The sequence below is a fragment of the Saccharopolyspora rectivirgula DSM 43747 genome (genome assembly GCF_000497205.1).
In the GTDB taxonomy this organism is placed as follows: Bacteria; Actinomycetota; Actinomycetes; order Mycobacteriales; family Pseudonocardiaceae; genus Saccharopolyspora; species Saccharopolyspora rectivirgula.
In genome coordinates this window covers 113,985-137,921 of record NZ_AYJW01000001.1, presented here as the reverse complement: position 1 = coordinate 137,921, position 23,937 = coordinate 113,985, and the positions used below count along the sequence as shown (strand labels likewise).

The window sequence follows — 23,937 nt, the reverse complement described above, 5'->3', positions numbered from 1 at the left end:
CTGAACAGCTGCGTCCACGGTGATCGAGGTCGATCACGAGCTGCGGGCGAGTGGGAGCCCCGGGTAGCGGTCCCGGGCGATCAACTCTAGTGCGCTGCCCCGCTCAGCAGGAAAAATCCACACGAACGGGTGGCTGAACGATCTTCCCGGCGTGTCCGCTATGGACGGAGGGAACGCCGTACACAGTGTTCGGCGTGGACACCGATGAGCAATCGCCGTTCGACGTCGAACAGTTGCGGGACAGCTGGGCGAGGTACGGGCACGACCTGTTGCTGCACGATCCGGCCGGCCCCCAGGAGTGCCTGGTCCGCAGTGGTGAACTGCTGGTGGCGGCGGACCGGCTCGACGCGGTGCTGTCGCGCCTGCGCCGCTGGACCGACAGCGTCGAGGAGCACGACGACCTCCGGTTGGCGCGCGTCCGCTTGCGCCGCGACGAACGCGCCCGGTGCGTGGAAATGGCCTGGGATCCGGGACTTCCCGGGGTGTCGGTCAACCACGTGCACTTCGGTGCACCGGTGATGTACGGCACGCCGGTGATGTGCGGAACCGGCGCGGAGGCCGAAGCGGCGCCGCCGGTCGCCGAACCACCCCGGGAGCAGTGGCACCCACCGGTGACCATCGGAGTGCTGGACACCGGGTGCGATCCCCACCCGTGGTTCTCCGGTCGACCGTGGTTCACCCCGGTGCCGGAAGTCCTCGACGCCGATGACGACTCCGGGCAGGACCGCCAGGCCGGCCACGGCACCTTCGTCAACGGGGTGCTGCTGCAGCACGCTCCCGGCGCCGACATCCGGACCCGACGGGCGCTGTCGTCCTTGGGCTTCACCGACGACCTCGCGGTGGCCGCCGGGCTGCGGTCGCTGCGGCTGGCCTGCGCGGCACGAGGGCGCTCGGTGGACGTGCTGGTGCTCACCGCCGGCTGCTACACGGCCGAGGACACGTGCCCGCAGGTGCTGCAGGACCAGCTGGCCGGTTTCCCGGAGTCGGTGGTCGTGGCGGCGGCCGGCAACCACGCCAGCTCCCGACCGTTCTGGCCCGCGGCGCTGCCCGACGTGGTCGCGGTGGCGGCCACCGGCCCGGACGGCGCGCTGGCCACCTTCTCCAACCGGGGGAGTTGGGTGGACGCGGCCGCTCCCGGGGTGGACGTGGTGAGCAGCTTCGTCCGGTTGACCGCCGGGGGCGGACGTTCCTACGGCTTCGCCCGGTGGAGCGGGACCTCCTTCGCCGCACCCCGGGTGGCCGGCGAGATCGCGCTCGCGCTGAGCACCGGGTCGACGCCGGACGACGCCCGCGACCTCACCTGCAAGCGCTACCCGGTTCGGCGCTGAGCAGCGCGGTCAGCGCTGCCGGGCGGCGCTCGGCGCCCTCCGCATTACCCGATCGGGCGATAACGCGGAGGGAGTGAATCCTTTCGGTCCTCCCGCGTCTCTCATTTCCCGGATGAACCGGAAGGAGCGGACGGGAGGTGCGTTGTCGTGCCCGGCACTGGGGGCGAAGCGAACGCGCTGCTGGTGCGCCAGGCAGCGCAGGGCGACGAGCGGGCGTGGCGGGAACTGGTGGATCGCAACCATTCCCTGGTCTGGGGCGTTTGCCGGGCCTACACCAGCAGCCTCGCCGACGCCGAGGACGTCATGCAGGCCACCTGGCTGCTGCTGGCGGAGAACCTGGAGCGGTTGCGGAACCCGGAGGCCGTGGCGGCGTGGTTGGTCACCACCGCTCGGCGGGAGTCGATCCGGTTGGGCAAGGCCCGCCAGCGGGAGACCCCGGCCGGGATCGCCGCTGCGGTCTTCGACCGGCGATCCCCGGGGGACACCCCGGAGCAGAGAGTGCTCCGGTCGATGCGCAACCACCGGCTGTGGCAGTCGTTCTCCCAGCTGTCCGAGCGCTGCCAGCAGTTGCTGCGGGTGCTGTCGGTGGCGCCTGAAGCCACCTACGCGCAGGTCAGCGAAGCCCTCGGAATACCGCGCGGGTCGATCGGCCCGAAACGCGGGCGGTGCTTGGCCGAGTTGCGCAAGCGGATGCTCGCCGCCGAGGCGTCGGGGGAGGCGGCCTGATGGGTTCGCGTTTTCCGGCCGAGCTGCAGTCCTTGCGGCGGTTCTTCCAACAGCACGACCCCGCTCCGGAGCACACCGTTGCGGCCGCCTACGCCGCGCTGGGCAGGCGGTTCGGCGCTGGTGCCACCGCGCTCGAGCTGGTGGCCGATTCGGCAGCGGACCAATCCCGGGTGCGGTCGACGAGCGGCCCGCAACCGCGGGTGCTGACGTTCGCGATGCCCGGGCGAGTGCTGGAGCTGGGCCTGGTGCCCGGTCGTTCGGGGACGTTCCACGCGTCCGGCATGGTGCTGAACCGAGCTGGCCACACCCCGCCCGACGGGGAGGTCGTGATCCGGCACCCGCGCGGCTCCTGCCGCGGAGACCTGGACGAGTACGGGGTCTTCGAGGTCGACGGCGTGCCCAGGGGGCCGATCAGCGTGGTGCTGCAGTCCCGGTGCTCAGCGCCGGCGGTCACGGATTGGCTGGTCTGTTGAGCACGGCGGTCGCCCCGCCGGCAGGGGAGCTGCGCACAGCCCTGTGGTGGCGGGAACGAGCGAGCTCGGCACCGGAGCGGGCGGTCTCCTGGGCGCAGCAGCGCACCGGTGCTGCGGATCCGCAGCTGCGGGCACTGGCCCGGCACGTCCTCGCGCTGGCCGCGGTGGAGCGGGGAGCGCTCGGCCAGGCCCGGGAGCACGCCCGCGCGGGAGCTGCCGTGGCCGGTGCGGCCGGCCTGACCGCGCTGCGCGCGCAACTGCAGCTGACCCTGGCGTGGATCGAGTTGGACAGCGGGAACACCGCGGCGAGTTGGGAAGTCCTGGAGTCGGCGCAGCAGCGGCTGCCCGCGGCCGAGCGGGGGCGGGCCAGGTGCCTGCGCGGGTTGCTGCGCTGCCAGCGCGGTGAGCACGGTGCAGCGGTCGCCGAGCTGACCGCCGCGCTGCAGCAGCTGGCGGAGAACAGCGATCCGCGGTGGGTGGCGAACGCGCTGCTGGGGCGCGGACTGGCCCACCTGTACCGCGGTGAGCTGGAGGCCGCGGAGGCCGATTTCGCCGTTGCCGAGCGGATGTTCGCCGCAGAAGGATGCGCGGCGCGGGCCGCGGGGTGCCGGCACAACCGGGGCTACGTGGCTTTCCGCAGCGGAGATCTGCCGCGGGCGCTGCGGCTGTTCGACGAGGCGCTAGCAGCTGGGCTGGACGCGGACGCGAACCCGGAAGTGCTGGTGGACCGCGCTCAGGCGTTGGCGGCCGCCGGGCTCGACGAGGAAGCCCGGAGCGCCATGGAGCGCGCGGTCGACCAGTTGGCCGCCAAGGGCCGGGCCGGTCAGCTCGCCGAGGCGGAGCTGGCCCTGGCGAGTTTTCGGCTGCGCGCCGGTGATCCGACCGCTGCCGGCGCAGCTGCGGTGCGGGCCAAGCGGTTGTTCCGCGGCCAGCGCCGGACGGCTTGGGCTGCGTTGGCCGCGGCGGTCGGCTGGCAGGCGAGGTTGCTGGCCGGGCAGCGCAGCCGGCGCGCGTTCGCCGCCGCGCACCGGGCGGCGCGCGCGTGCGCGCGTTTCGGGTGGACCGGGCCGGCCGCTGAGCTGTGGCTCGTCGCGGGCAGATCCGCGCGGCGGGCCGGGGCGCACCGGTGGTCGCGGAAGATGCTCCGATTGGCGGCGGCCTCTCGGAGCGATCCGGCCGCCGCCCCGCAGCAGCGGGCCCTCGGCTGGCTCGCCGCGGCGCTGTTGGCCGAGCAGCAGGGGGATGTGCGGCGGCTGTTCGCCGCGTGCCGCGGTGGGTTGCAGGCGTTGGAACGCCAGGCGGCCGGGATGGCCGCTTTCGAGCTGCGCGTGCAGGCCTACGGGTTGGCCGAGGAGATCGGGGCGGTGGCGGTGGGAGCGGCTTTGCGCACCGGGGACGCGCGGACGGTGCTGCGCTGGGTGGAGCGCTGCCGGGCGAGTGCGCTGCACCGGCGAGCGCTGCAGCCGCCCACCGATCCCGCGCTGCAGGCGGTGCTGGTGCAACTGCGTTCGGCGGTGGTGCACATGCGCAGTTGCGCCCACCCGGGGGCCGCGGTCCGGCGGGTCGCCGAGCTGGAGAACGAAGTGCGGCACCGTTCTCTGCTGGTGGCCGGGAGGACGGCGGGTTTGCGGGGGAGCGCCGGGATCTCCGACGTCATCGCCGAGTTGGGCGGTGCTGTCGGGCTGTCCTTGTTCACCTGCTCCGGCAAGCTCTTCGCTGTGTCCATAGTGGATGGATCGGTGCGGTTGCACCCACTGGGGTCGAAGCAGGTGGCCGAAACCCAGGCCGGGAGGCTGCGGCACTTGCTCGGCAGGCAGGCGGAAACCGCTGCACCGCAAGCCGAGGAAGCGTTCGCCCGGGCTGCTCGACAGGCGGCCGAGCAGCTGCAGCGCCAATTGCTGGCCCCCGTGCTGCGCGAACTGGAACAGGGGCGTCCCCTGGTGGTGGTCCCGGCCGGACGGCTGCACGCGCTGCCCTGGGCGGCCCTGCCGGCGTGCCGGGGGTTGCCGGTGACGGTGAGCCCGTCGCTCTGCTGCTGGCTGCGCGCCGCCGGCGAACACCGGCGCCGACCGCGGAAAGCCGAACCGGTGTGGATCGCCGGACCCGGGCTCGACCACGCCGAACAGGAAGTGCGCGCACTGCACCGCATGTTCGGCGGTCGCCTGCTCGCCGGCGAGACCGCCACCTCGGAGCGAGTGCTGGAGGAGATGGAACGGGCCGCGGTCGCCCACCTCGCCGCCCACGGGAAGTTCCGCGACGACCAACCGCAACTGTCCGGAGTGGAACTGGCCGACGGTCCGCTCTACGCCTACGACCTCGAACGACTGCCGCAGGCGCCGGCGACCGTGGTGCTGTCGGCGTGCGAGGTCGGGCGGTCGGCGGTCCGCAGCGGCGAGCAGCTCAGCGGCCTGACTACCACCTTGCTCAACCGCGGCACCGCAACAGTGGTCGCCAGCGTGGTGCCGGTGCCGGACGAGCGCACCGCCGACCTCATGCTGTCGCTGCACCGGTCCTTGCAAGCCGGTGCTTCGCCCGCGGCCGCGTTGGCGTCGGCGCAGGCGGAGCACGGAGAAGCCGGTTTCGTGTGCCTCGGCTACGGAGGCGACCGGTGAGCGGAGCGACCGGAAGGCCCGGTCACTTCAGCTTGCGCAGGCGGCGGATGCCCTCTTCCAGCACCTCGTCCTTCTTGCAGTAGGCGAACCGCACCAGGTGCCGGGCGGCGTCCGGGTCGTCGCAGAACACCTGCACCGGGATCGCGGCGACGCCGACGCGCTCCGGGAGGGAACGGCACAGCTCCGCCCCGTCGGTGAACCCGAGCGGGCGCACGTCGGCGCACACGAAGTAGGTGCCTTCGCTGGGGAGCACGTCGAAACCCGCTTCGCCCAGTCCTTCGGCGAGCAGGTCCCGCTTGCGCTGCAGGTCCTGGCGCAGTCGCTCGACCCAGTCGAGCTCGTTGCGCAGGGCGTGGGCCACCGCGGGCTGGAACGGGGCACCGCCGACGAAGGTCATGAACTGCTTGGCCGCCCGGACCGCTGCCACCAGCTCGGCGGGCCCGCAGATCCAACCGATCTTCCAGCCGGTCACGCTGAACGTCTTGCCCGCGCTGGAAATCGACAGGGTGCGTTCGGCCATGCCCGGCAGGCCGGCGATGGGGAGGTGCCGGTGCTCGTCGTAGACGAGGTGCTCGTAGACCTCGTCGGTGATGACGAGCACGTCGTTCTCCCGGCAGATCTGGGCGACGGCGGCGAGCTCTTCCTCGTTGAAGACGGTGCCGACCGGGTTGTGCGGGGTGTTCAGCACCAGGGCCCGGGTTTGCGGGCCGACCGCCTTCCGCAAGGCCTCGATGTCCAGGGAGAACCGGTTGTTCGCGTCGTAGCGGAGCGGAACGCTCCGGTGCACCCCGCCGGCCATCGCCACCGCCACCGGGTAGGAGTCGTAGTAGGGCTCGATGAGCACGACCTCCTCGCCCGGCTCCACCAGGGCGAGGACGGCGGCGGTGAGCGCCTCGGTGGCGCCGACGGTGACCAGCACCTCGGTGTCCGGGTCGTATTCCAGCTGGTAGCGGGTGCGCTTGTGGTCGACGATGGCCTGCCGCAGTGCTGGCTCACCGAGTCCGGGCGAGTACTGGTTCACCCCGTTGGCGATCGCTTCGCGGGCGACGCGGAGCATCCCTTCCGGACCGTCGGTGTCCGGGAAGCCCTGCCCCAGGTTGACCGCACCGGTCTTCCGGGCCAGTTCGGTGATTTCCGCGAAGATGGTCGAGGTGAACGGGCGCAGCCGGGTGGTTAGAGCTGGAGTACGCACGTTTGGGCAGCGTAGTTGATGGGGGCTGCGGAGGGCAGCTGTCCGATGGCGCCCCCTGGGCGCACCCCGCGCAGGCACAATCGAGCTGTGCAGCCGACATCGGTACCCGACAGCGACAAGCGCCGCGGTCTGCGGCGGATGAAAGCCGTGGCCGGGGGGTTCCTCCTGGTCGCAACGGTGGTGTACTTGCTGACCCGCTGGCAGGAAGCAGCCGGTGCCGGCGCATGGGTGGGCTACGTGCGGGCCGCCGCCGAAGCCGGGATGGTCGGTGCCCTGGCCGACTGGTTCGCGGTGACCGCTCTCTTCCGGCGGCCGTTGGGGCTGCCGATCCCGCACACCGCGATCATCCCGAACCGCAAGGACGCCTTGGGGCGCAGCCTGGGTGATTTCGTCGGCGACAACTTCCTGTCCGAAGAGGTGGTCCGGGACAAGCTGCGGCGGGCGGAGATCAGTGCCCGGCTGGGCAGCTGGCTGGCCCGACCGGAGAACGCGGAGCGGGTCACCGCGGAGCTGGCGGCCGCGACCCGCGGCGCGGTGCAGGTGCTGCGGGACGAGGACGTCCAGGAGGTCATCGAGAACGCGGTGATCCGCCGGGTGCTCGCCCACGAGTGGGGGCCGCCGCTGGGGCGCATCCTAGGGCAGGTGTTCGCCGACGGTTCGCACCACCGGCTGGTCGATCTGATCTGCGACCGCGCCTACGACTGGGTGCGGGACAACCACGAAACGGTGCTGCGGGTGGTCAGCCAGCGCGCCCCGTCGTGGTCCCCGAGGTTCTTCGACTCCCTCGTCGCCGACAAGGTGTACACGGAGGTGCTGTCGTTCGCCTGGGCGGTGAAGACCGATCCGGAGCACCAGATGCGCAAGGCGGTGGACCGCTTCTTGGTGGACTTCGCGCAGGACCTGCAGTCCGATCCGCAGACCATCGCCAAGGCCGAGCAGATCAAGCACCAGGTGCTGGCCCACCCCGAGGTGCAGAACGTGCTGTCGTCGGCGTGGGGCACGGCGAAGAAGCTCCTGCTGGACGCGGCCGAAGACCCGTCCAGCGAGCTGCGGGTCCGGGTGCGGGACGGGCTCAGCTCCTTGGGCCAGCGGTTGGTCGAGGAGCCGGAGCTGCGGGCGAAGGTGGAGTCCTGGTTGGAAGGCGCTGTGGTGTACGTGGTCTCCAACTACCGCTCCGAGCTGACCACCTTGATCACTGACACGATCGAGCGGTGGGACGCCGAGGAGACCTCCCGCAAGATCGAGTTGCAGGTGGGGCGGGACCTGCAGTTCATCCGCATCAACGGCACCGTGGTCGGTGCGCTGGCCGGCCTGGTGATCCACACGATCGGCCAGGCGCTGTTCTGAGCGCTCCCGGGGTGGCCGCGTTCGCCACCGGGGCGAGCGGTTGCTCCGGACGGGTTCGGCGTCCGGCGTGCGCGCCGCGGCAGGGGTACTTTTCCGCTGTCGGTGCTGGAGAGGTCCCTTTGCCCGGAGGAGTGCGCGTGGCGCTCGAGTTGTGCGCGATCGCTTTCGACTGCCCGGATCCCCGGGCGTTGGCGGAGTTCTACGGCCGGTTGCTCGGTTGGGAGATCGACGAGGACGCCTCCGACGACCGGTGGGTGGAGTTGGCCGACCCCGGTGGTGGGGCGCCGCTGGCGTTCCAGCGGGCTGAGCGGTACCGGCGGCCCACGTGGCCGGACGAGGAGGTGCCGCAGCAGGTGCACGTCGACATCGCGGTGGAAAGCCTGCAGGAGGGGCACGAGCTGGCCATCGCGGCCGGGGCGGAGCAGCTGCCGCAGCCACCGGACCGCGCCGGGGCGAACTTCCGGGTCTACGCCGATCCGGCCGGGCACCCGTTCTGCGTGGTCGCCACCGGCGCTCCCACGAACGAGTGAGTGCAAGCAGTGTGCTTGCTATAGTTAGCACTTCTCGTTACCGTGGAGATTGACCGGAAGGTGAGTGCCGATGGGGCGTGTGGACGAAACCGTCAACCAGGCGGTCAGCGACCTCGGCAGCTACATCCGGGCTCAACGCAAGAACGCCCAGATCTCCTTGCGGCAGCTGGCCAAGTTGGCCGGCGTGTCGAACCCGTACCTGAGCCAGGTCGAGCGCGGCCTGCGCAAGCCGAGCGCGGAAATCCTGCAGCAGATAGCCAAAGCGCTGCAGATCTCCGCAGAAGCGCTGTACGCGCAGGCGGGCTTCCTGGAACGCCGCCAAGCGGGTCCGGTGGTGGACGCCATCCACGCCGACCCGGACCTGACCGAACGGCAGAAGCAGGTGCTGCTCGACATCTACTCCGCTTTCCGGCGGGAGAACACCGCTGCCGCCGAAGAAGCCCCCGCTCGATCCGAGGAGTGATCTCCATGCCGGCGACCACGGACAAGAAGACCAACACCAACGACCGCAACCAGTTCTTCGGGGAAGCGGCCGAACTCGCCCGCACCCCGCTGCTCGCCGCCATCGGTGCCGGCGACCTCGCGGCCCGCGCGGTCGTGGAGAGCCTCACCAAGCTCCGGGAGCAGGTCAACGAGCGCACCGAGGCGGCCCGCACGGACCTGCCCCGCGACTTCGGTCAGCTGCGGGAGCGGTTGGACCCGGCCGAACTGCGCAAGCGCGTGGACTCCTACGCCGAGTCGGCCCGCCAGCTGATCGACTACCTGGCCGGGCGCGGCGAGGAAACCCTGCAGCGCCTGCAGAGCCAGCCGCAGGTCAAGAAGGTGTGGGAGCAGGTCGAGAGCGCCCAGGACAGGCTGGAGGAGACCGTCTCCGACGCCCGCGGCATAGCCGACGACGTGCTCGGCAAGGTCAGCCGCCAGTTCGGCGCCAAGGGCGAGGACGGAGCCGAGGCCGGTGGGCCGGAGGCGGCCGGGACCGGTGCGGCGAAGACCGCGTCCGCAAGCGGGGCGGAGCGCTCCAGCGCTGCCCGCACGACGAAGAGCGGCAAGAACGGCACCAAGCGCGGTGCTCGCAGCAAGAGCGGCGAGAACTGAGAGCTCCCGGGAGGGGTGCCCGCGGCCGAGTTGACCACGTAGGGTGGACATCGTGGAGCTGGCGAATTGGATCCTGCTGATCCTGTGGGCTGCGGGCATCCCGGTGGGGCTTTTCGCGTTCGTGCACGCCGCCTTGCAGCGCGCTGATGCCTTCACCGCGGTCGACAAGCTGACCAAACCGGCTTGGCTCGGCATCACCGGGGTGGCCGCCGTGGTGCTGATCGTGGCCTGGCGCGGGCCGTTCACGCTCATCTGGATCGCTGCCCTGGTGGCCTCGCTGGTCTACATCGTGGACGTGCGCCCCAAGGTCAAGGAGATCCAAGGAAGGTCCTGGTAGTGGGGGCGCAGTGGAAGGCGCTCGGACGGGGCGAGCCGGTCACCGCCGTGGTGCCCGGCCTGGCGGCCACCGAGGGCGAAGCGCGCATCCCCGCCGCAGGACTGCCCGGTACCCGGGCCGTGCTGACCCTGCCGGGGCACGGCCGGGCACCCGATCCCGAACCGGAGTACTGGGACTACCGCAACATCGCCGCCGACGTGCTGGCCGTCGCCGATGAAGTGGGCGCAACCCGGGCGATCGGGGTTTCCCTCGGGGCCGGCGCGCTCACCCGCCTGGCGGCGCAGCAGCCGAACCGGTTCGACCGGCTGGTCCTGATGCTCCCCGCGGTGCTGGACGAGCCGAGGGAGAGCAGCTCGGCCACCGCGCTGCAGCAGCTGTCCCAGGCCGTGGAGGCCGGGGACGAGGAGCGGCTGCGCCAGCTCGTCGCGGCCGATCTCCCGGCCGGTGCTCGGCTCGGCGACTACGTCGAACAGCGGACCGCAGCGCTGCTGCGGCTGGCCCCCGCCCTGCGTCGGCTGCCCGCCCAGCGGGTGGTGGAGGACGCCGGGGTGCTGGCCGAGGTGGCTTCGGAGGTGCTGGTCATCGGCGCGGTCGACGATCCGCTGCACCCGGCGGAAGTGGCCAAGCAAGTGGCGGCCGCGTTCCGCAGCGCCCACCTGGAGGTCCTGCCGAGCAAGGCACCGCTGATCACCCACCGCCGTGAGGTCCGGCAACTGCTCGTCGACTTCTTGGCGTGAGCCCCTGAGCGGCGCCACTCGCGGTGTTTGTATCGTCACAGCATGAGCGTTGACTGGGCACAGGCTGCTGGATCACTTCAGGTGAGCGCCGCTGTCGAGCGCCTGGAACTGCTCGCCGAGCCGGTGGCGGCCGCGGTTCGGGAACTGGCCGATGAGCGCATCGGTGTCGCCGAGATCGACCCCGAACTGGCCGACACCGCGAAGTTCTGCGAGCACTACGGCGCCCCTCCCGAGCTGACCGCGAACTGCGTGGTGGTCTCGGGCAAGCGCGCCGGCGAGCTGCGCTACGCGGCGTGCGTGGTGCTGTCCACCACCCGGGTTGACGTCAACAAGACCGTCAAGCGGCGGCTGGACGTGCGCAAGGCGTCCTTCGCGCCGATGGACGACGCCGTGGCCCTCACCGGCATGGAGTACGGCGGCATCACCCCGTTCGGCCTGCCGGAGGGCTGGCCGGTGCTGCTGGACCCGGCGGTGGTGAAAGCTCCCGCCCTGGTCGTGGGCAGCGGTTTGCGGCGCAGCAAGGTCGTGACCCCGGGGGAGCTGCTGCAGCAGCTGCCCGGCGCCGAAGTGCTCGACGGGCTCGGCGTCTGACCCGTCAGAACACCACCGTGCGCCGTCCGTAGACCAGCACGCGGTCCTCCAGGTGGGCCCGCAGACCACGGGCGAGCACGATCTTCTCGATGTCCCGCCCCTTGCGGATCATGCTCTCCACCGTGTCGGTGTGGTCCACCCGGATGACGTCCTGCTCGATGATCGGGCCGGCGTCCAGCTCGGCGGTGACGTAGTGGCAGGTGGCGCCGACCAGCTTGACGCCGCGCTCGTACGCCTGGTGGTAGGGCCGGGCCCCGGCGAAGGACGGCAGGAAGCTGTGGTGGATGTTGATCGCCCGGCCTTCCCACGCTTCGCACAGCTCCGGCGGCAGGATCTGCATGAACCGGGCCAGCACGATGGCGTGCGGGGAGTGCTCGTCCACCAGCTGCTGGACGGTCTTGAACGCCGTGGCCTTGCCCTCGGCGTTCGACGGGAACGGCACGTGGTGGAACGGGATGCCGTGCGCCCGGGTTATGGGGCCGAGGTGCTCGTGGTTGCTGATGACCGCCCGCAGGTCCACGTCGAGCTCCCCGGAGGCGATCCGGCCCAGCAGGTCGTGCAGGCAGTGCCCCTCCTTGGAGGCCAGGATCACGACGCGGCGGCGTTCCCCGGTGTCGGTGACCTGCCACCTGGTTTGCTCGCCCAGCTCAGCGGCCACCGCGGCGAACCGGCGGCGGAGTTCGTCCACGCCGAACGGCAGGGAGTCGGCGCGCACTTCCTGGCGGGTGAAGAACCAGCCGGTCTGCGGGTCGGTGTGGTAGCCGGCTTCGACGATCCAACCGCCGTGCTCGGCGACGAAGGAGGAGATCCGGGCGACGATGCCGGTGCGGTCGGGGCAGCCGAGGCTGATGACGAATCGGTGTTCGGGGACGGTCACGACGCCCATTCTCCCAGGTGACTCTGGGTATGCAGGGGGAGACGAAGGATTACCGCCGGGGGTCGACCGCGGACCAGTCGACGGTCACCTCGCCCGCTCGCCAGCGGCGCCGGTGGTCGCGCACCGGCCAGCCCATCGCGGCGAACAGCTCGACCGCTCGGGTCCAGCGGGCGCGCGGCCCGAACGGGGTCAGCGGTGCTGCTTTCGCCCAGCAGACGTCCAGGTCGCGCAGCAGTTGGTGGACGCGTTCCCCGGGCACGTTGCGGTGGATGAGGGTCTTCGGCAGCCGCTCGGCCAGGTCGGAGGGCTGGTCGAGGTGGGCCGGCTGGCAGGCCAGGGTGAGGGTCAGCGGACCGCTGCGGTCCAGGGTCACCCAGCAGCAGCGGCGGCCGATCTCGTCGCAGGTCCCCTCCACCAGGTGGCCTTCCGGGGACAGCCGCGCGCACAGCTCCTCCCAGGCCTTCCAGGCCTCGAGCTCGCTGTACTGGCGCAGCACGTTGAACGCCCGGACCAGCACCGGCCCGGGGAAGTCCCCGTTGTCCGCGGAGAACCCGGCCAGTTCGAACCCGCCCAGGTGAAATTCCAGCGCGGGCGGGTCGGCGACCCGCTGCCCCGCGGCCACCCGTTCGAGGTCGATCTCCAGGCCGACGACCCGCACGTCGGGTCGGACGGCGCGCAGGCGAGCGGCCAGTTCCAGGGTGGTGACCGGGGAGGCGCCGTAGCCGAGGTCCACGACCACCGGCTGTTCGGCGGTGCGGATGGCTTTGTGCATCCACGGGGTCCCGGTGATCCAGCGGTCCACTCGGCGCAGTCGGTTGGGGTTGGTGGTGCCCCTGGTCGGGTTGCCGACGGGCCGGCTGCCGCGTGATGTTCGGCTCATTTGCGCGCGGCGAGCCATTCCTCGGTGAACCGCTCTTCGGCGAGCAGCAGCTGTTCGACCTGGTTGGCCACCAGTTCTTCGAGCTTCCCGCCCACGAACGGAAGGTTCACGTCGACCTTCGCCGAGAACACCAGCTCGCTGGTCGAGGAGTCGGTGGGGGTGGTCAGGTCGCGCAGCCACATCGAGCCGGTGATGCTGCAGGGCGCACCGGCGATCTCGGCGGCGACTTCCCCGGTGTAGTGGTTCTCGTCGGCCTGCCGCCAGCTCTCGCTGCGGTCGACGACCAGGTCGCCGGCCACCACGGAGCGGGCCAGGGCGGGCAGGGATTCGCTGCGTATGCCGTGGCGCAGCTGGTAGTGGACGCCGTCGTCGGTGGTTTCGTGCTGCACCAGCTCCGCGCGCGAGCCTCCGAGCGCGTGCAGTCGTTCCGTGAGGTAATCGACATCGACCAGTGCCTCGTGGACTGCGGCTGCAGGCCACCCGGAAGTGCTGCGGTGCTCGATGCGGCGTGTCATGGTGCGGAGGTTACCTTTGGCAATCGTGAACCCCTCCACCTCCGGTGCTGAACAGGCCCGTCGCGAGAACCCGCGGCCGGGCGAACCGACCAGCCAGCGCGTTCCGCTGGCCAACCACACCACGCTGCGACTGGGCGGCCCGCCGGCCGAGCTGGTGGTCGCCGAACGCCCCGAGGAGATCGCCGACGCGGTCCGGGCCGCGGACGCCGCCGGGAAGCGGCTGCTGGTGCTGGGCGGCGGGTCCAACGTGGTGATCGGTGACGCCGGCTTCGACGGCCTGGTGGTGCGGATCGCCACGCGGGGGTGCAGCTACGACAGCATCAGCGACGGGCGCGTCCAGCTCACCGTCGAGGCCGGTGAGGACTGGGACGACGTGGTCGCCGACACGGTGCGCAAGGGCTTGGGCGGGCTGGAGTGCCTGTCCGGCATTCCCGGGCTCACCGGGGCGACTCCGGTGCAGAACGTGGGTGCCTACGGGGTCGAGGTGGCCGAGCGGTTGGTCTCGGTGGACCTGCTGGACCGCCGCAGCGGTCAGGTGCGCACGGTGCCGGCCGAGGACTTGGGGCTGGCCTACCGCAGCAGCGTGCTCAAGCACAACGACGAGGCGGTGGTGCTGCGGGTGCGCTTCCTGCTGCGGGACGACGGTCTTTCCGAGCCGATCAAGTACGCGGAGTTGGCGCGCACGCTGGGGGTCGAGCCCGGGGAGCAGGTGGGCGTCGCGGAGGCGCGGGAGGCCGTGCTCGAACTGCGCCGGGGGAAGGGGATGTTGCTGGACCCGGAGGACCGGGACACCTGGAGCGCCGGCTCGTTCTTCACCAATCCGGTCGTTCCGCCCGACGAGGTCGACGCGGTCCTGGCGAGGATTCGGGAGCGGGTCGGGCCGGAGCAGCGCATTCCGCAGTTCCCGGCGCCGGGCGGCACGAAGCTGTCCGCGGCGTGGTTGATCGAGCGGGCCGGTTTCCCGAAGGGCTACCCGGGGGAGGAAGCTCCCGTCCGTTTGTCCACAAAGCACACTTTGGCGCTCACCAACCGGGGCGGTGCCACGACGGAGGATTTGCTGGCGCTGGCTCGCGAGGTCCGGGACGGGGTGCGCAAGGCGTTCGGCGTTTCGCTCGTGCCGGAACCAGTCTTAGTGGACTGTTCGCTGGAATAGGTGGGCCGACGAACGGCCGTAAGTGTGACTCTTAGTGACTGATCCAGCACCCTGAGTGTTAAATGGTGGAGTGGAGGGGGCCACCATGCTGAGCATCAGGGAGTTGCGGGACCGGGCAGCGATCCGCCCGGTCAAACGGGCGGTGGAGGATCAGTTGCTGGACCTGCCCGGGGTCACCGCCGTGGACATCGGGGTGAAGCGCCGGGCTGGTCGGTGCACTGGCGAACAGGTCATCGTGGTGTCGGTCGCCAGCAAGAAGCCGTTGCCCGAGCTTTCCCCGGAAGCCCGGGTCCCGGCCACGATATTCGGTATCGGCACCGATGTTATTGAAGAACGCCCGGTGCTGCAGCACATCCACCGCTCCCCGAAAGAGGTGGTCCCCCGGTCGAGGGGGAAGGGAACCGGAACGGTTCGGGGCGGTGGCGGCATTTCCCCGCGCCGCACCGTGCGGATGCGGCCGCCCGCGGTCCCGTTGCCCGGTGGTTACCGGCGGATCGGCACCCTCGGGGTGCTGGTCACCGGGAACGGGGTGCCGATGGGGCTGACCACGTTCGACGTGGCCTGCCTGGACGATGCCTGGTCGGTGGGGGACCAGATGACCGACCCGGAAGCCGGTCGGGTGTGCGCCGGTCTGGCGCGGGCCGCGCTGTCCGCGCGGGTGGACGCCGCGGCGGTCACCATCACCAGCGGGGTGGACACCGCCGCCGAGATAGCCGGCATCGGCCAGGTCACCGGGATGGGCAACGCGCACCCCGGTTGTCGGGTCCGCAAGACCGGGTACGGGACCGGGCTCACCGCCGGGGTGGTGACGTCGGTGGACGCCACGTTGCGGATCGACCACGGGGAAACGCTCGGTGTCCGCGTGCTGCGGGAGCAGATCCGGATCGCTGCGCTCGGCGAATGCTATTGCGGCCCGGGGGATTCCGGTGCCGCGGTGGTCGACGCGGACGGCCGGGTGGTCGGGTTGCACGTGGCCGGGGTCGAGGACGGGAGCACGGGGTTCGCCTGCCCGATCGCCGACGTGCTGGCGGAGCTGGACGCCGAGCTGCTGCTGGTCCCCCGCCGGTTGTCGGTGTAGCCGGGGGTCGCCCGGCCACACCGGTTCGGGGTCACCGGCGGTGCGCCCTGGTGGCGGAGTGCTGGTCGCGCGGCTTGACCTCGATGTAGTCGAGGTTGACGTGGGACGGGCGGGTCACCGCGAAGGCGATGACGTCGGCCACGTCGTCACCGGTCAGCGGGGTGAGCCCGGCGTAGACCTGGGCGGCGCGTTCCTTGTCGCCGTTGAACCGGACTTCGGAGAACTCGGTTTCCACCAGTCCGGGGGCCACTTCGGTGAAGCGCACCGGTTCGCCGAGGTGTTCCCCGCGCAGCGTCCGGTGCAGGGCGCCTTCGGCGTGCTTGGCCGAGGTGTAGCCGGCGCCGTTGTCGTAGATCTCCTTCGCCGCGACGGAGGTCACGGTCACCACGTGCCCGTCGCCGGACTCGATCAGCTTCGGCAGCAGCGCTTTGGTCAGCCGCAGGGTGCCGAGCACGTTGGTCTCCCACATCCAGCGCCAGTCGTCCTCGTCGGCGTCGACGATCTTGGCCAGTCCTTTGGCGCCGCCGGCGTTGTTGACCAGCACGTGGCACTGCGGGATCTGCTCGACGAACGCGGCGACCGAGTCGGCGTCGGTGACGTCCAGGCGCAGGGCGGTGCCGCCGATCTCGTCCGCGATCTTCTGCAGCCGCTCCACGCGGCGAGCGCCCAGGATCACGTTGAAGCCTTCCGCGGCCAGGCGACGCGCGGTCGCTTCGCCGATTCCGGAGCTGGCGCCGGTGATGACTGCTGTGCGGCCTGACGAGTTGCTCACGAATCGTTCCTCTCGGCGGGCTCTTCGGTTGTGGACGAGTGCACGGCCGGGGTGGCCGTCGGGCGCCATCCTTCGCAGACCAGGTGTGTCGTAGCAAGGGATGTGGGTAACCGGAAAGGTGTGAGTGCGACCACCCGGTGTGCATTTGTTCCATTTGCCCGGTTCACTGCTCTGTAGAGGGGGGTGCGGGCGCCACCGCACCAGCCCGGCCGAACGCCACAACTGGGGGGTGGTCTGGTGTTTGGGAAGCCGGGGATCAAAGCACGTTTGAGCGTGTTGACCGGGCTGTTGGTCGTGGCGGTGGTCGCCGGCGGCTGCAGCGCCACTCGAGCGGAGAACACCGAAGTTCCGCGCACCGCCGCAGTGGCCGTCGAACCCGGGGACGGAGCCGTGGACGTCGCTCCGGCCAGTCCCATCAGGGCCACGGTCAAGCACGGCTCCTTCCGCGAAATCGCGCTGTTCGACGCCAACGGAGCACCGGTTCCGGGAGAGCTCTCCCCGGACGGTTCGGTGTGGCAGCCCACCGTTCCGCTGAGCTTCGGGGCCACCTACAGCTGGCACGGGCACGCGATCGGGCAGGACGGTCGGCCGGTCGAGGTGCGCGGGACTTTCCGCACCGCGCAGCCGGAACAAGAGGTGTCGGCCACCATCACCCCGCAGGACGGGGACGAGGTCGGCATCGCCATGCCGATCCGGATTTCCTTCGACCAACCGGTGAAGGACAAAGCCGCTGTCGAGCGGGCGCTCTCGGTGGAGACCTCAGTTCCGGTGGAAGGTTCCTGGGGTTGGCTGTCGGACACCCAGGTGGACTGGCGCCCCAAGGAGTACTGGCCGCCGCACACGCACGTGAAGGTGACCGGGGAGCTGTACGGGTTGCCCTACGGTGACGGCGCTTTCGGCGCCGAGGACATCAGCACCGAGTTCGACATCGGGCGCGCCCAGATCGTCAAAGCCGATCCGAACACGCACCGGCTGGTCGTGGAGCGGGACGGGCAGCAGGTCGCCGACTACCCGGCCAGCTACGGCGCGGAGTACGACCCGGGCCGGCACACTCCGAACGGGACGTTCATCGTGATGTCGAAGAGCCCGGTGGAGCGGATGACCAGCGAGGAGTACGGCTACGACGTCTACAAGACCTGGGCGGTCCGGTTCTCCAACCACGGCGAGTACATCCACGAGAACGAGGAGAACTCCTGGGCCCTGGGCGAGGTCAACAACTCGCACGGGTGCATCAACCTCAGCGCCGCCGATGCCAAGGAGTTCTTCGAGAGCGCGCTGATCGGTGACCCGGTCGAGGTGACCGGTTCCGGATCGGACATGGAACCCGGTTACGACGTCTACGACTGGCTGCTCAGCTGGGAGGAGTGGCAGGAGCTGTCCGCTCTGTGATCGGCGGGCGACCCGCCGTGGCCGCGGTCGAGCAGGATGTGACGAATCCCACCGCAGCGCCGTTGAGTGCGTTTCTGCCAGGTTGCCGGACGGTAGCGTCGGACGGTGGCCTCGGCACCGGCCTGCGGCGCGCAGCTGGCGGGAATGTTTTCGTGGCGCCGGATGTCGAGGTGGACGGCACTCGAAGAGCTCGGGATGCCGAAACCTTGCGATGGGCAGCCAATGACATCCACAACGTTACGTCTTCGGCCGCGGCGGGTCGCCGTCCTTTCGCTGCACACCTCTCCCCTGGAGCAGCCCGGCACCGGTGATGCCGGGGGCATGAACGTCTACATTGCGCAGACCGCGAGGCGGTTGGCCGAGCACGGCACCGAGGTCGAGATCTTCACCAGGGCCACGTCGTCGGAAATCCCGCCGGTTGTCGAGCTGGCGCCCGGGGTGCTCGTCCGCCACGTGGTGGCCGGTCCGTTCGAAGGGCTGGACAAGAACGACCTGCCGGCGCAGTTGTGCGCGTTCGCGGCCGGCACCTTGCGGGTGGAGGCCCGGCACGAACCCGGTTACTTCGACGTCGTGCACTCCCACTACTGGTTGTCCGGCCAGGTGGGCTGGTTGGCGCGGGAGCGCTGGGGAGTTCCGCTGGTGCACACCGCGCACACGCTGGCGAAGGTGAAGAACGCCGCGCTGGCCGAAGGGGATGCTCCGGAGCCGCGGGTCCGGGTGATCGGCGAGGAGCAGGTGGTGGCCGAGGCGGACCGCCTGGTGGCCAACACCGACTTCGAAGCCGCTGATCTCATCGAGCTCTACGACGCGGATCCGACTGCGGTGGCCACCATTCCGCCCGGTGTCGACCTTCGCCGCTTCACCCCCGGGGACCGGGACGCCGCCCGGGCCGCGCTGCAGTTGCCGCAAGACGCCGTGGTGCTGGCCTTCGTGGGGCGGATCCAACCGCTCAAAGCCCCGGACGTGCTGCTGCGGGCGACCGCGGAACTGCTCGGTCGGCATCCCGAGCTGCGGGAGCGGCTGGTGGTGCTGGTGGTGGGCGGTCCTTCCGGCAGCGGCCTGGAACGTCCCCGCGCTCTGCAGGAATTGGCCCAACAGCTCGGCATCGTCGATGTGGTGCGGTTCCTGCCCCCGCAGCCGGCGGAGGAACTGGCCCAGGTCTACCGGGCGGCCGACGTGGTGACGGTGCCCAGCCACAACGAGTCGTTCGGCCTGGTCGCGCTGGAAGCGCAGGCGTGCGGAACTCCGGTGGTGGCCGCCGCGGTCGGCGGGCTCCCGGTGGCGGTTTCGGACGGGGTTTCCGGATTGCTGGTGCCGGGGCACGGCGCCGGGCAGTGGGCCGATGCGCTGTCCTCGGTGGTCCGCGATCCCGCTTACCGGGACAAACTGGCGTCCGGGGCCACCGGTCACGCCGCTCGATTCTCCTGGGAGCGCACCACCGAGGCGCTGCTGGAAACTTATGCGGAAGCGAAGATGGCGTTCCACGCGCGGTTGCAGGCCCAGGAGGTAACGGCATGAGCGCAGCCCAGGTGATCGAGTCCACACTGGAGTCGAACGGGCTGGAGTACCGGAACAAGGGGGAGGGTCGGTACTTCGTCACGCTGCCCGGCAACAAGAAGCTGCAGACCAACTGCTGGTTGATCCTCACCGAGCACGCGCTGCTGCTGGAGGCGTTCGTCTGCCGGCAGCCGGACGAAGCGCACGAAGAGGTCTACCGTTACCTGCTGCAGCGGAACGCCAAGCTCTATGGCGTTCATTACACGTTGGACCGCAACGGCGACATCTACCTGGTCGGCCGGATCGGGCTGCACGCGGTGACGCCCGAGGAGTTGGACCGGCTGCTGGGGCAGGTCTTGGAGGCGGCCGACGGGGACTTCAACACCCTGCTCGAGCTGGGCTTCGCCACGGCCATCCGGCGGGAGTGGGGGTGGCGGGTCTCCCGCGGGGAGAGCCTGGCCAACTTGCAGCCGTTCCGCCAGCTGGTGGAGCGGGACGGTCCGGTGGAGCCGATGGGCGAGTGATCTCCTCCCGGTGTGCACCGGGTGTCCACTCATGCACTCCTTGGAATGAGTGCCGAGTGCCTGTATTGTTACAGCCCCTCATTCGAGGGGGCTGATCGCTGCTTGCTGGGGAACCGCGTGGGGCGGCTCGGGAGAGAGGGGGAGTCGCGAGCTCGAGCCGCCCCACGTAGGGGTCCCGCCTGGCGGGCCGTTGGGCGGGGGAACCCCAGGGCCCGGCGGGGCGCGGTTCGATGGGGGACAAACCGCGCTCACGCTCTTCCTGATCGGGGAGTGCGTGGGAGCCGATCAAGAAGAGGGCGTTGTCAACTTCGCAGAGACTGACGGTCCCCACAAGACCGTCTCATTACTCCGTTCGGGTGATATTTGCAGCAGTATGTAACGCAAAGGAATCGATAGCCTGTCTGTTTGTCTACGAAAGTGATCGTCGACACTTTCCGGTCACAACGCTGCGTTGATCCCATAACCGTCCGGTGACAGGCACAACCAAATCTGCGGGCAGCCGCGCACTGCGCCACGCTGGAGCCACCAGCTGTTCCACAGGACCTGAGGAGCTCCGAGATGGCTGAGCGCAAAGCGAGCACGCACTGGACCGGCGACCTCAAGACCGGCACTGGCAACGTCAACCTCGACTCGTCCGCCAGCGGCCAATTCCCCGTGACGTGGGCGGCGCGGACCGAGGCCCCGGAAGGGCTCACCAGCCCGGAAGAACTCATCGCCGCAGCCCTCTCCTCCTGCTACTGCATGCAGCTGTCCGGGCTGCTCAGCGCCGGCGGAACCCCGCCGAGCAGCATCGACGCCAGCGCCCGAGCGACCTTCGGGCCGCGCGGGGAGGGCTTCGCCATCACCGGGGTGAAGCTCACCGTGCGGGCCGTCGTACCGGGCCTCGACGCGGACGCCTTCCAGCGGACCGCGCAGAAGGCCAAGGAGGTCTGCCCGGTCTCGGTCGCCCTGGGCGGAACCGAGATCACGCTGGACGCGGCGTTGGCCTGACCACCGGCAGGCCGATGGCGGTCCCGGTCGGCGGCTAGCCTGATGGCATGACTGGGACCCTGGTGCTGCTGCGACACGGCGAAAGCACGTGGAACGCCGAGAACCTGTTCACCGGCTGGGTGGACGTGCCCCTCTCGGAGAAGGGGCAGGAGGAGGCCAAGCGCGGCGGGGAGCTGCTGCGCGACGCCGGCGTGCTCCCGGACGTGCTGCACACCTCGCTGCTTCGCCGTGCCATCGCTACCGCCAACATCGCCCTGGACGTCGCCGACCGGCACTGGATTCCGGTCCGGCGGAGCTGGCGGCTCAACGAACGCCACTACGGCGCGCTGCAGGGCAAGAACAAGAAGCAGACGCTGGAGAAGTACGGCGAAGAGCAGTTCATGCTCTACCGGCGCTCCTACGACACGCCGCCGCCGGAGATCGAACCCGGCAGCGAGTACAGCCAGGACGCCGACCCCCGCTACGCCGACATCGAGGTGCCCCGCACCGAGTGCCTCAAGGACGTGGTGGCCCGGCTGCTGCCCTACTGGGAGTCCGACATCGTTCCGGACCTCAAGGCGGGCCGGACGGTGCTGGTCGCCGCGCACGGCAACTCCCTGCGGGCCCTGGTCAAGCACCTGGACCAGATCTCCGACGACGACATCGTCGGAGTGAACATCCCGACCGGGATCCCGCTGCGCTACGACCTCGACGACGACCTCAAGCCGGTCCAGCCCGGCGGCACCTACCTGGACCCGGAGGCCGCTGCCGCAGCCGCCGCCGCGGTCGCCAACCAGGGCCGCTGATCGAATTCGACGGGCGAGTCCGGGAGGCATCGAGCGGTGTCTTCCGGACTTCCGCTCCAACGCCGCGGTGAATCGTGCGCACTGGTGGGGCGAATGGGGTCGGAGCAATCCGGAACCAACAGTTGAACACTGCTGCATGCCCAGGTGAACCAGCAGTGAAAGCTGGCCCCCTTCATGTCACAACTATCACGGAACCCCCTCGTAGACTGGCTTCCACCAGGGGCGTCCTGCTTACGATGCAGGCGTGACCGCGTTGGGCTACACCGCCCTGATCATGGCCGCGCTGCTCATCGGCGTGGCCGGCGGCTTCCTCGCTGCCAACGGCGTTCGCCGCTACCGATTGACCAGAAATTCGGGGCCCACCGTTGCAGAACTGCTACAGCGATATGTGCACACCAGCACCAACGGTGTAGTGCTGTTGAACCGGTTCGGGGACGTGGTGCTGCACAACCCCCGGGCCGCTGAACTCGGCGTCATCCACGAGCAACGGGCCGACGCCCGCGCCCGCAAGGCCGCCGAACAGGCGCTGGAAACCGGCGAGGCGGTCGAGGTCGACCTCTCCGCGCTGGAGCGCTCCGCCCGACCGGGTCGGGCGCCCACCGCGGTGCTCGGCGAAGTCCGGCCGCTCGGGGACGGCTTCACCGTCGTCGACGCCGCCGACGAATCGGAGTCCGTGCGGCTGGAGGCGACCCGCCGGGACTTCGTCGCCAACGTCAGCCACGAGCTGAAGACCCCGGTCGGTGCGCTCGCGCTGCTCGCCGAAGCGGTCTTGGACGCGGCCGAGGACCCGGACGAAGTGCGCCGCTTCGCCAACAAGATCCTGCACGAGTCGACCCGGCTGGGCACCTTGGTGTCGGAGCTGATCGCCCTGTCCCGGTTGCAGGGAGCCGAGCGGTTGCCCGAACTGACCACCGTCGAGGTGGACGACGTGGTCGAGGAAGCGCTCGGTCGCAGCCAGCTCGCCGCCGAGAACGCCGGGATCGAGATCACGGTGGACGAACCGTCCGGCTACCAGGTCGACGGTGATCGCGCCCTGCTGGTCACCGCGTTGAGCAACCTGATCGCCAACGCCATCTCCTACTCCCCGGCGGGCAGCCCGGTGTCCATCAGTCGACAGCTGTCGGGGGACTACGTCGACATCTCGGTCACCGACCGCGGGATCGGCATTCCGCCCGAGTACCACGAACGCGTCTTCGCTTCTTCCGGGTGGACAAGGCGCGTTCCCGGGCCACCGGGGGAACCGGGCTCGGGCTGGCGATCGTCAAGCACGTCGCCGCCAACCACGGCGGCGAAGTCAAGCTGTGGAGCCAGCCGGGAATCGGCTCCACGTTCACGCTCCGGGTGCCTCGGCACGGGGCGGGTGCGGCAGCGGGAGACGAGCAAGCCGCCCCCTCTTCGGCCGCTGCGCCCGGGCGTTCCGAAAGTCCGGACGGGGTCACAGCCGTCGAAACGGGAGGAGTCCGGTGACCAGGGTGCTGATCGTGGAGGACGAGGAGTCCTTCGCCGACCCGCTCGCCTTCCTGCTCCGCAAGGAGGGCTTCACTGCGGCGATCGCCGCGAACGGCCAAGAAGCGTTGGAGGAGTTCGACCGCAACGGCGCGGACATCGTGCTGCTCGACCTGATGCTGCCCGGCATGAGCGGAACCGACGTCTGCAAGCAGCTGCGGCAGCGCTCCGCGGTCCCGGTGATCATGGTGACCGCTCGGGACAGCGAGATCGACAAGGTGGTGGGGCTGGAGCTCGGCGCGGACGACTACGTCACCAAGCCGTACTCGTCCCGCGAACTCGTCGCCCGCATCCGCGCGGTGCTGCGCCGGCGCGGGGAAGCGGAGGACCACCAGCCCCAGGTGCTGGAAGCCGGCCCGGTGCGGATGGACGTGGAGCGGCACGTGGTCACCGTGTCCGGCCAAGAGGTCAACCTTCCGTTGAAGGAATTCGACCTGCTGGAGTACTTGCTGCGCAACGCCGGACGGGTGCTGACCCGGGCGCAGCTGATCGACCGGGTCTGGGGAGCCGACTACGTCGGCGACACCAAGACGCTGGACGTGCACGTCAAGCGGCTGCGGTCGAAGATCGAACCGAATCCCGCCGAGCCGCGGCACCTGATCACTGTCCGTGGTCTTGGTTACAAGTTCGAGGGGTGAATTCCCGCACAGCCAGGCCTGGGCTGATGCGGATTGAAGTCTTGTTCCGACACCGGTCGGGGCCACCTGGCGGCTTTTGCCGCGCGCAGCCGGTAACTTGTCGGTTATGTGCTTAGGCGTGTCCGGCGAGGCAACCGGCTTCCGCCAGGTGGTGCCGGCCGGTGCTCGTGCTGTTGGGCAGCGGTCGGGGAGGCGGCGTCGTCGTGCCGTGCGCCCCGCGGCCCCGGGCGACCGGTTCCTGCCGGTGCGCGATCGCGCTTCCTCGGCACGCGCCGAACGGTCGGCGGCTGTCAGGCCGACGCAGCACCGTGGGGGAGAATGCGGTCGGAGCGTCCTGCAGCGCGCTGTCGAATCGCTGGTGGTGA

The 23,937-nt window shown here is 70.3% G+C and carries 25 protein-coding genes and 1 pseudogene; 20 read left to right on the top strand and 6 right to left on the bottom strand.

Features of this window, described 5'->3' with window-relative positions:
- Positions 1-194 precede the first annotated feature (194 nt).
- The 4 genes from SREC43747_RS0100680 (at position 195) to SREC43747_RS0100665 (ending at position 5,139) form a co-directional block, all read left to right on the top strand.
- On the top strand, positions 195-1,328 hold the full coding sequence (locus tag SREC43747_RS0100680) for a S8 family peptidase (protein ID WP_029719229.1): 1,134 nt from the start codon (positions 195-197) through the stop codon (positions 1,326-1,328).
- A gap of 147 nt (positions 1,329-1,475) precedes the next feature.
- Positions 1,476-2,054, top strand: coding sequence for an RNA polymerase sigma factor (locus tag SREC43747_RS0100675; RefSeq protein WP_029719228.1), 579 nt, complete (start codon positions 1,476-1,478; stop codon positions 2,052-2,054).
- Complete coding sequence (locus SREC43747_RS0100670) at positions 2,054-2,527, top strand: hypothetical protein (protein ID WP_029719227.1); 474 nt, start codon at positions 2,054-2,056, stop codon at positions 2,525-2,527. Before SREC43747_RS0100675 ends, SREC43747_RS0100670 begins: the two co-directional genes overlap by 1 nt.
- The gene (locus SREC43747_RS0100665; protein ID WP_029719226.1) at positions 2,524-5,139 is read left to right on the top strand and encodes a CHAT domain-containing protein; all 2,616 of its coding nucleotides are present in this window, start codon (positions 2,524-2,526) and stop codon (positions 5,137-5,139) included. The genes SREC43747_RS0100670 and SREC43747_RS0100665 overlap by 4 nt, the downstream gene beginning before the upstream one ends.
- A gap of 22 nt (positions 5,140-5,161) precedes the next feature.
- Here SREC43747_RS0100665 and SREC43747_RS0100660 read toward each other — a convergent pair whose 3' ends face one another.
- Positions 5,162-6,331, bottom strand: a complete 1,170-nt coding sequence (locus SREC43747_RS0100660) for a pyridoxal phosphate-dependent aminotransferase (RefSeq protein ID WP_029719225.1) — start codon at positions 6,329-6,331, stop codon at positions 5,162-5,164.
- A 45-nt stretch (positions 6,332-6,376) separates the two neighbouring features.
- Between SREC43747_RS0100660 and SREC43747_RS0100655 the strand changes: the two genes are divergently transcribed.
- The 7 genes from SREC43747_RS0100655 to SREC43747_RS0100625 all read left to right on the top strand — a co-directional run bounded on the left by SREC43747_RS0100655 (position 6,377) and on the right by SREC43747_RS0100625 (position 10,968).
- Positions 6,377-7,678 (top strand): DUF445 domain-containing protein, encoded by a 1,302-nt coding sequence (locus SREC43747_RS0100655; protein WP_201768598.1) that lies wholly within the window; start codon positions 6,377-6,379, stop codon positions 7,676-7,678.
- A 131-nt stretch (positions 7,679-7,809) separates the two neighbouring features.
- On the top strand, positions 7,810-8,208 hold the full coding sequence (locus tag SREC43747_RS0100650) for a VOC family protein (RefSeq protein WP_037331092.1): 399 nt from the start codon (positions 7,810-7,812) through the stop codon (positions 8,206-8,208).
- Positions 8,209-8,278: 70 nt separating this feature from the next.
- The gene (locus SREC43747_RS0100645) at positions 8,279-8,671 is read left to right on the top strand and encodes a helix-turn-helix domain-containing protein (protein ID WP_029719222.1); all 393 of its coding nucleotides are present in this window, start codon (positions 8,279-8,281) and stop codon (positions 8,669-8,671) included.
- Between the two features lie 5 nt (positions 8,672-8,676).
- A complete protein-coding gene (locus SREC43747_RS0100640; RefSeq protein WP_051387475.1) occupies positions 8,677-9,303 on the top strand; it encodes a hypothetical protein in 627 nt (208 codons plus the stop codon).
- 52 nt (positions 9,304-9,355) lie between these two features.
- The gene (locus SREC43747_RS0100635; protein WP_029719220.1) at positions 9,356-9,640 is read left to right on the top strand and encodes a DUF2516 family protein; all 285 of its coding nucleotides are present in this window, start codon (positions 9,356-9,358) and stop codon (positions 9,638-9,640) included.
- Positions 9,640-10,377, top strand: a complete 738-nt coding sequence (locus SREC43747_RS0100630) for an alpha/beta fold hydrolase (protein WP_029719219.1) — start codon at positions 9,640-9,642, stop codon at positions 10,375-10,377. The genes SREC43747_RS0100635 and SREC43747_RS0100630 overlap by 1 nt, the downstream gene beginning before the upstream one ends.
- Positions 10,378-10,419: 42 nt before the next feature.
- A complete protein-coding gene (locus SREC43747_RS0100625) occupies positions 10,420-10,968 on the top strand; it encodes a YbaK/EbsC family protein (protein ID WP_029719218.1) in 549 nt (182 codons plus the stop codon).
- 4 nt (positions 10,969-10,972) lie between these two features.
- On the opposite strand, the gene purU is transcribed toward SREC43747_RS0100625, so the two are convergent.
- From purU to SREC43747_RS0100610, 3 genes are read right to left on the bottom strand one after another with little or no spacing between them, the layout of a single operon-like run.
- Positions 10,973-11,854, bottom strand: a complete 882-nt coding sequence (gene purU, locus SREC43747_RS0100620) for a formyltetrahydrofolate deformylase (protein ID WP_029719217.1) — start codon at positions 11,852-11,854, stop codon at positions 10,973-10,975.
- A 40-nt stretch (positions 11,855-11,894) separates the two neighbouring features.
- Positions 11,895-12,725, bottom strand: coding sequence for a hypothetical protein (locus SREC43747_RS0100615; RefSeq protein WP_029719216.1), 831 nt, complete (start codon positions 12,723-12,725; stop codon positions 11,895-11,897).
- Positions 12,722-13,240: a DUF2505 domain-containing protein gene (locus tag SREC43747_RS0100610; RefSeq protein ID WP_029719215.1), complete on the bottom strand. Its 519-nt coding sequence runs from the start codon at positions 13,238-13,240 to the stop codon at positions 12,722-12,724. Before SREC43747_RS0100610 ends, SREC43747_RS0100615 begins: the two co-directional genes overlap by 4 nt.
- A gap of 16 nt (positions 13,241-13,256) precedes the next feature.
- Between SREC43747_RS0100610 and SREC43747_RS0100605 the strand changes: the two genes are divergently transcribed.
- Together SREC43747_RS0100605 and SREC43747_RS0100600 are read left to right on the top strand one after the other, a co-directional pair.
- Entirely contained in the window at positions 13,257-14,393 is a 1,137-nt protein-coding gene (locus SREC43747_RS0100605) for a UDP-N-acetylmuramate dehydrogenase (RefSeq protein WP_236622946.1), read from the top strand.
- A gap of 85 nt (positions 14,394-14,478) precedes the next feature.
- A complete protein-coding gene (locus SREC43747_RS0100600) occupies positions 14,479-15,471 on the top strand; it encodes a chymotrypsin family serine protease (RefSeq protein WP_029719213.1) in 993 nt (330 codons plus the stop codon).
- A 31-nt stretch (positions 15,472-15,502) separates the two neighbouring features.
- Here the strand turns inward: SREC43747_RS0100600 and SREC43747_RS0100595 are convergent, their stop codons facing one another.
- On the bottom strand, positions 15,503-16,243 hold the full coding sequence (locus SREC43747_RS0100595) for an SDR family NAD(P)-dependent oxidoreductase (protein WP_029719212.1): 741 nt from the start codon (positions 16,241-16,243) through the stop codon (positions 15,503-15,505).
- Between the two features lie 273 nt (positions 16,244-16,516).
- On the opposite strand from SREC43747_RS0100595, the gene SREC43747_RS0100590 reads away from it, so the two are divergent.
- From SREC43747_RS0100590 to SREC43747_RS0100570, 5 genes are all read left to right on the top strand, one after another.
- The gene (locus SREC43747_RS0100590) at positions 16,517-17,632 is read left to right on the top strand and encodes a L,D-transpeptidase (protein ID WP_236622950.1); all 1,116 of its coding nucleotides are present in this window, start codon (positions 16,517-16,519) and stop codon (positions 17,630-17,632) included.
- Between the two features lie 222 nt (positions 17,633-17,854).
- Positions 17,855-19,150, top strand: coding sequence for a D-inositol-3-phosphate glycosyltransferase (gene mshA, locus SREC43747_RS0100585; protein ID WP_029719210.1), 1,296 nt, complete (start codon positions 17,855-17,857; stop codon positions 19,148-19,150).
- A complete protein-coding gene (locus SREC43747_RS0100580) occupies positions 19,147-19,653 on the top strand; it encodes a type III secretion system chaperone family protein (RefSeq protein WP_029719209.1) in 507 nt (168 codons plus the stop codon). The genes mshA and SREC43747_RS0100580 overlap by 4 nt, the downstream gene beginning before the upstream one ends.
- A gap of 558 nt (positions 19,654-20,211) precedes the next feature.
- Positions 20,212-20,643 carry an OsmC family peroxiredoxin gene (locus SREC43747_RS0100575; protein ID WP_029719208.1) on the top strand — a complete coding sequence of 144 codons (432 nt, stop codon included), beginning with the start codon at positions 20,212-20,214 and terminating at the stop codon, positions 20,641-20,643.
- Between the two features lie 47 nt (positions 20,644-20,690).
- Positions 20,691-21,428, top strand: a complete 738-nt coding sequence (locus tag SREC43747_RS0100570) for a phosphoglyceromutase (protein WP_029719207.1) — start codon at positions 20,691-20,693, stop codon at positions 21,426-21,428.
- Between the two features lie 376 nt (positions 21,429-21,804).
- On the opposite strand, the gene SREC43747_RS22255 is transcribed toward SREC43747_RS0100570, so the two are convergent.
- Positions 21,805-22,254 (bottom strand): hypothetical protein, encoded by a 450-nt coding sequence (locus tag SREC43747_RS22255; protein WP_368681311.1) that lies wholly within the window; start codon positions 22,252-22,254, stop codon positions 21,805-21,807.
- Here SREC43747_RS22255 and SREC43747_RS22250 point away from each other — a divergent pair.
- Positions 22,153-22,895, top strand: a pseudogene (locus SREC43747_RS22250) (sensor histidine kinase). The gene SREC43747_RS22255 and the pseudogene SREC43747_RS22250 overlap by 102 nt on opposite strands.
- The gene (locus SREC43747_RS0100560) at positions 22,892-23,572 is read left to right on the top strand and encodes a response regulator (RefSeq protein WP_029719206.1); all 681 of its coding nucleotides are present in this window, start codon (positions 22,892-22,894) and stop codon (positions 23,570-23,572) included. Before SREC43747_RS22250 ends, SREC43747_RS0100560 begins: the two are co-directional and overlap by 4 nt.
- The last annotated feature ends 365 nt before the right edge of the window (positions 23,573-23,937 follow it).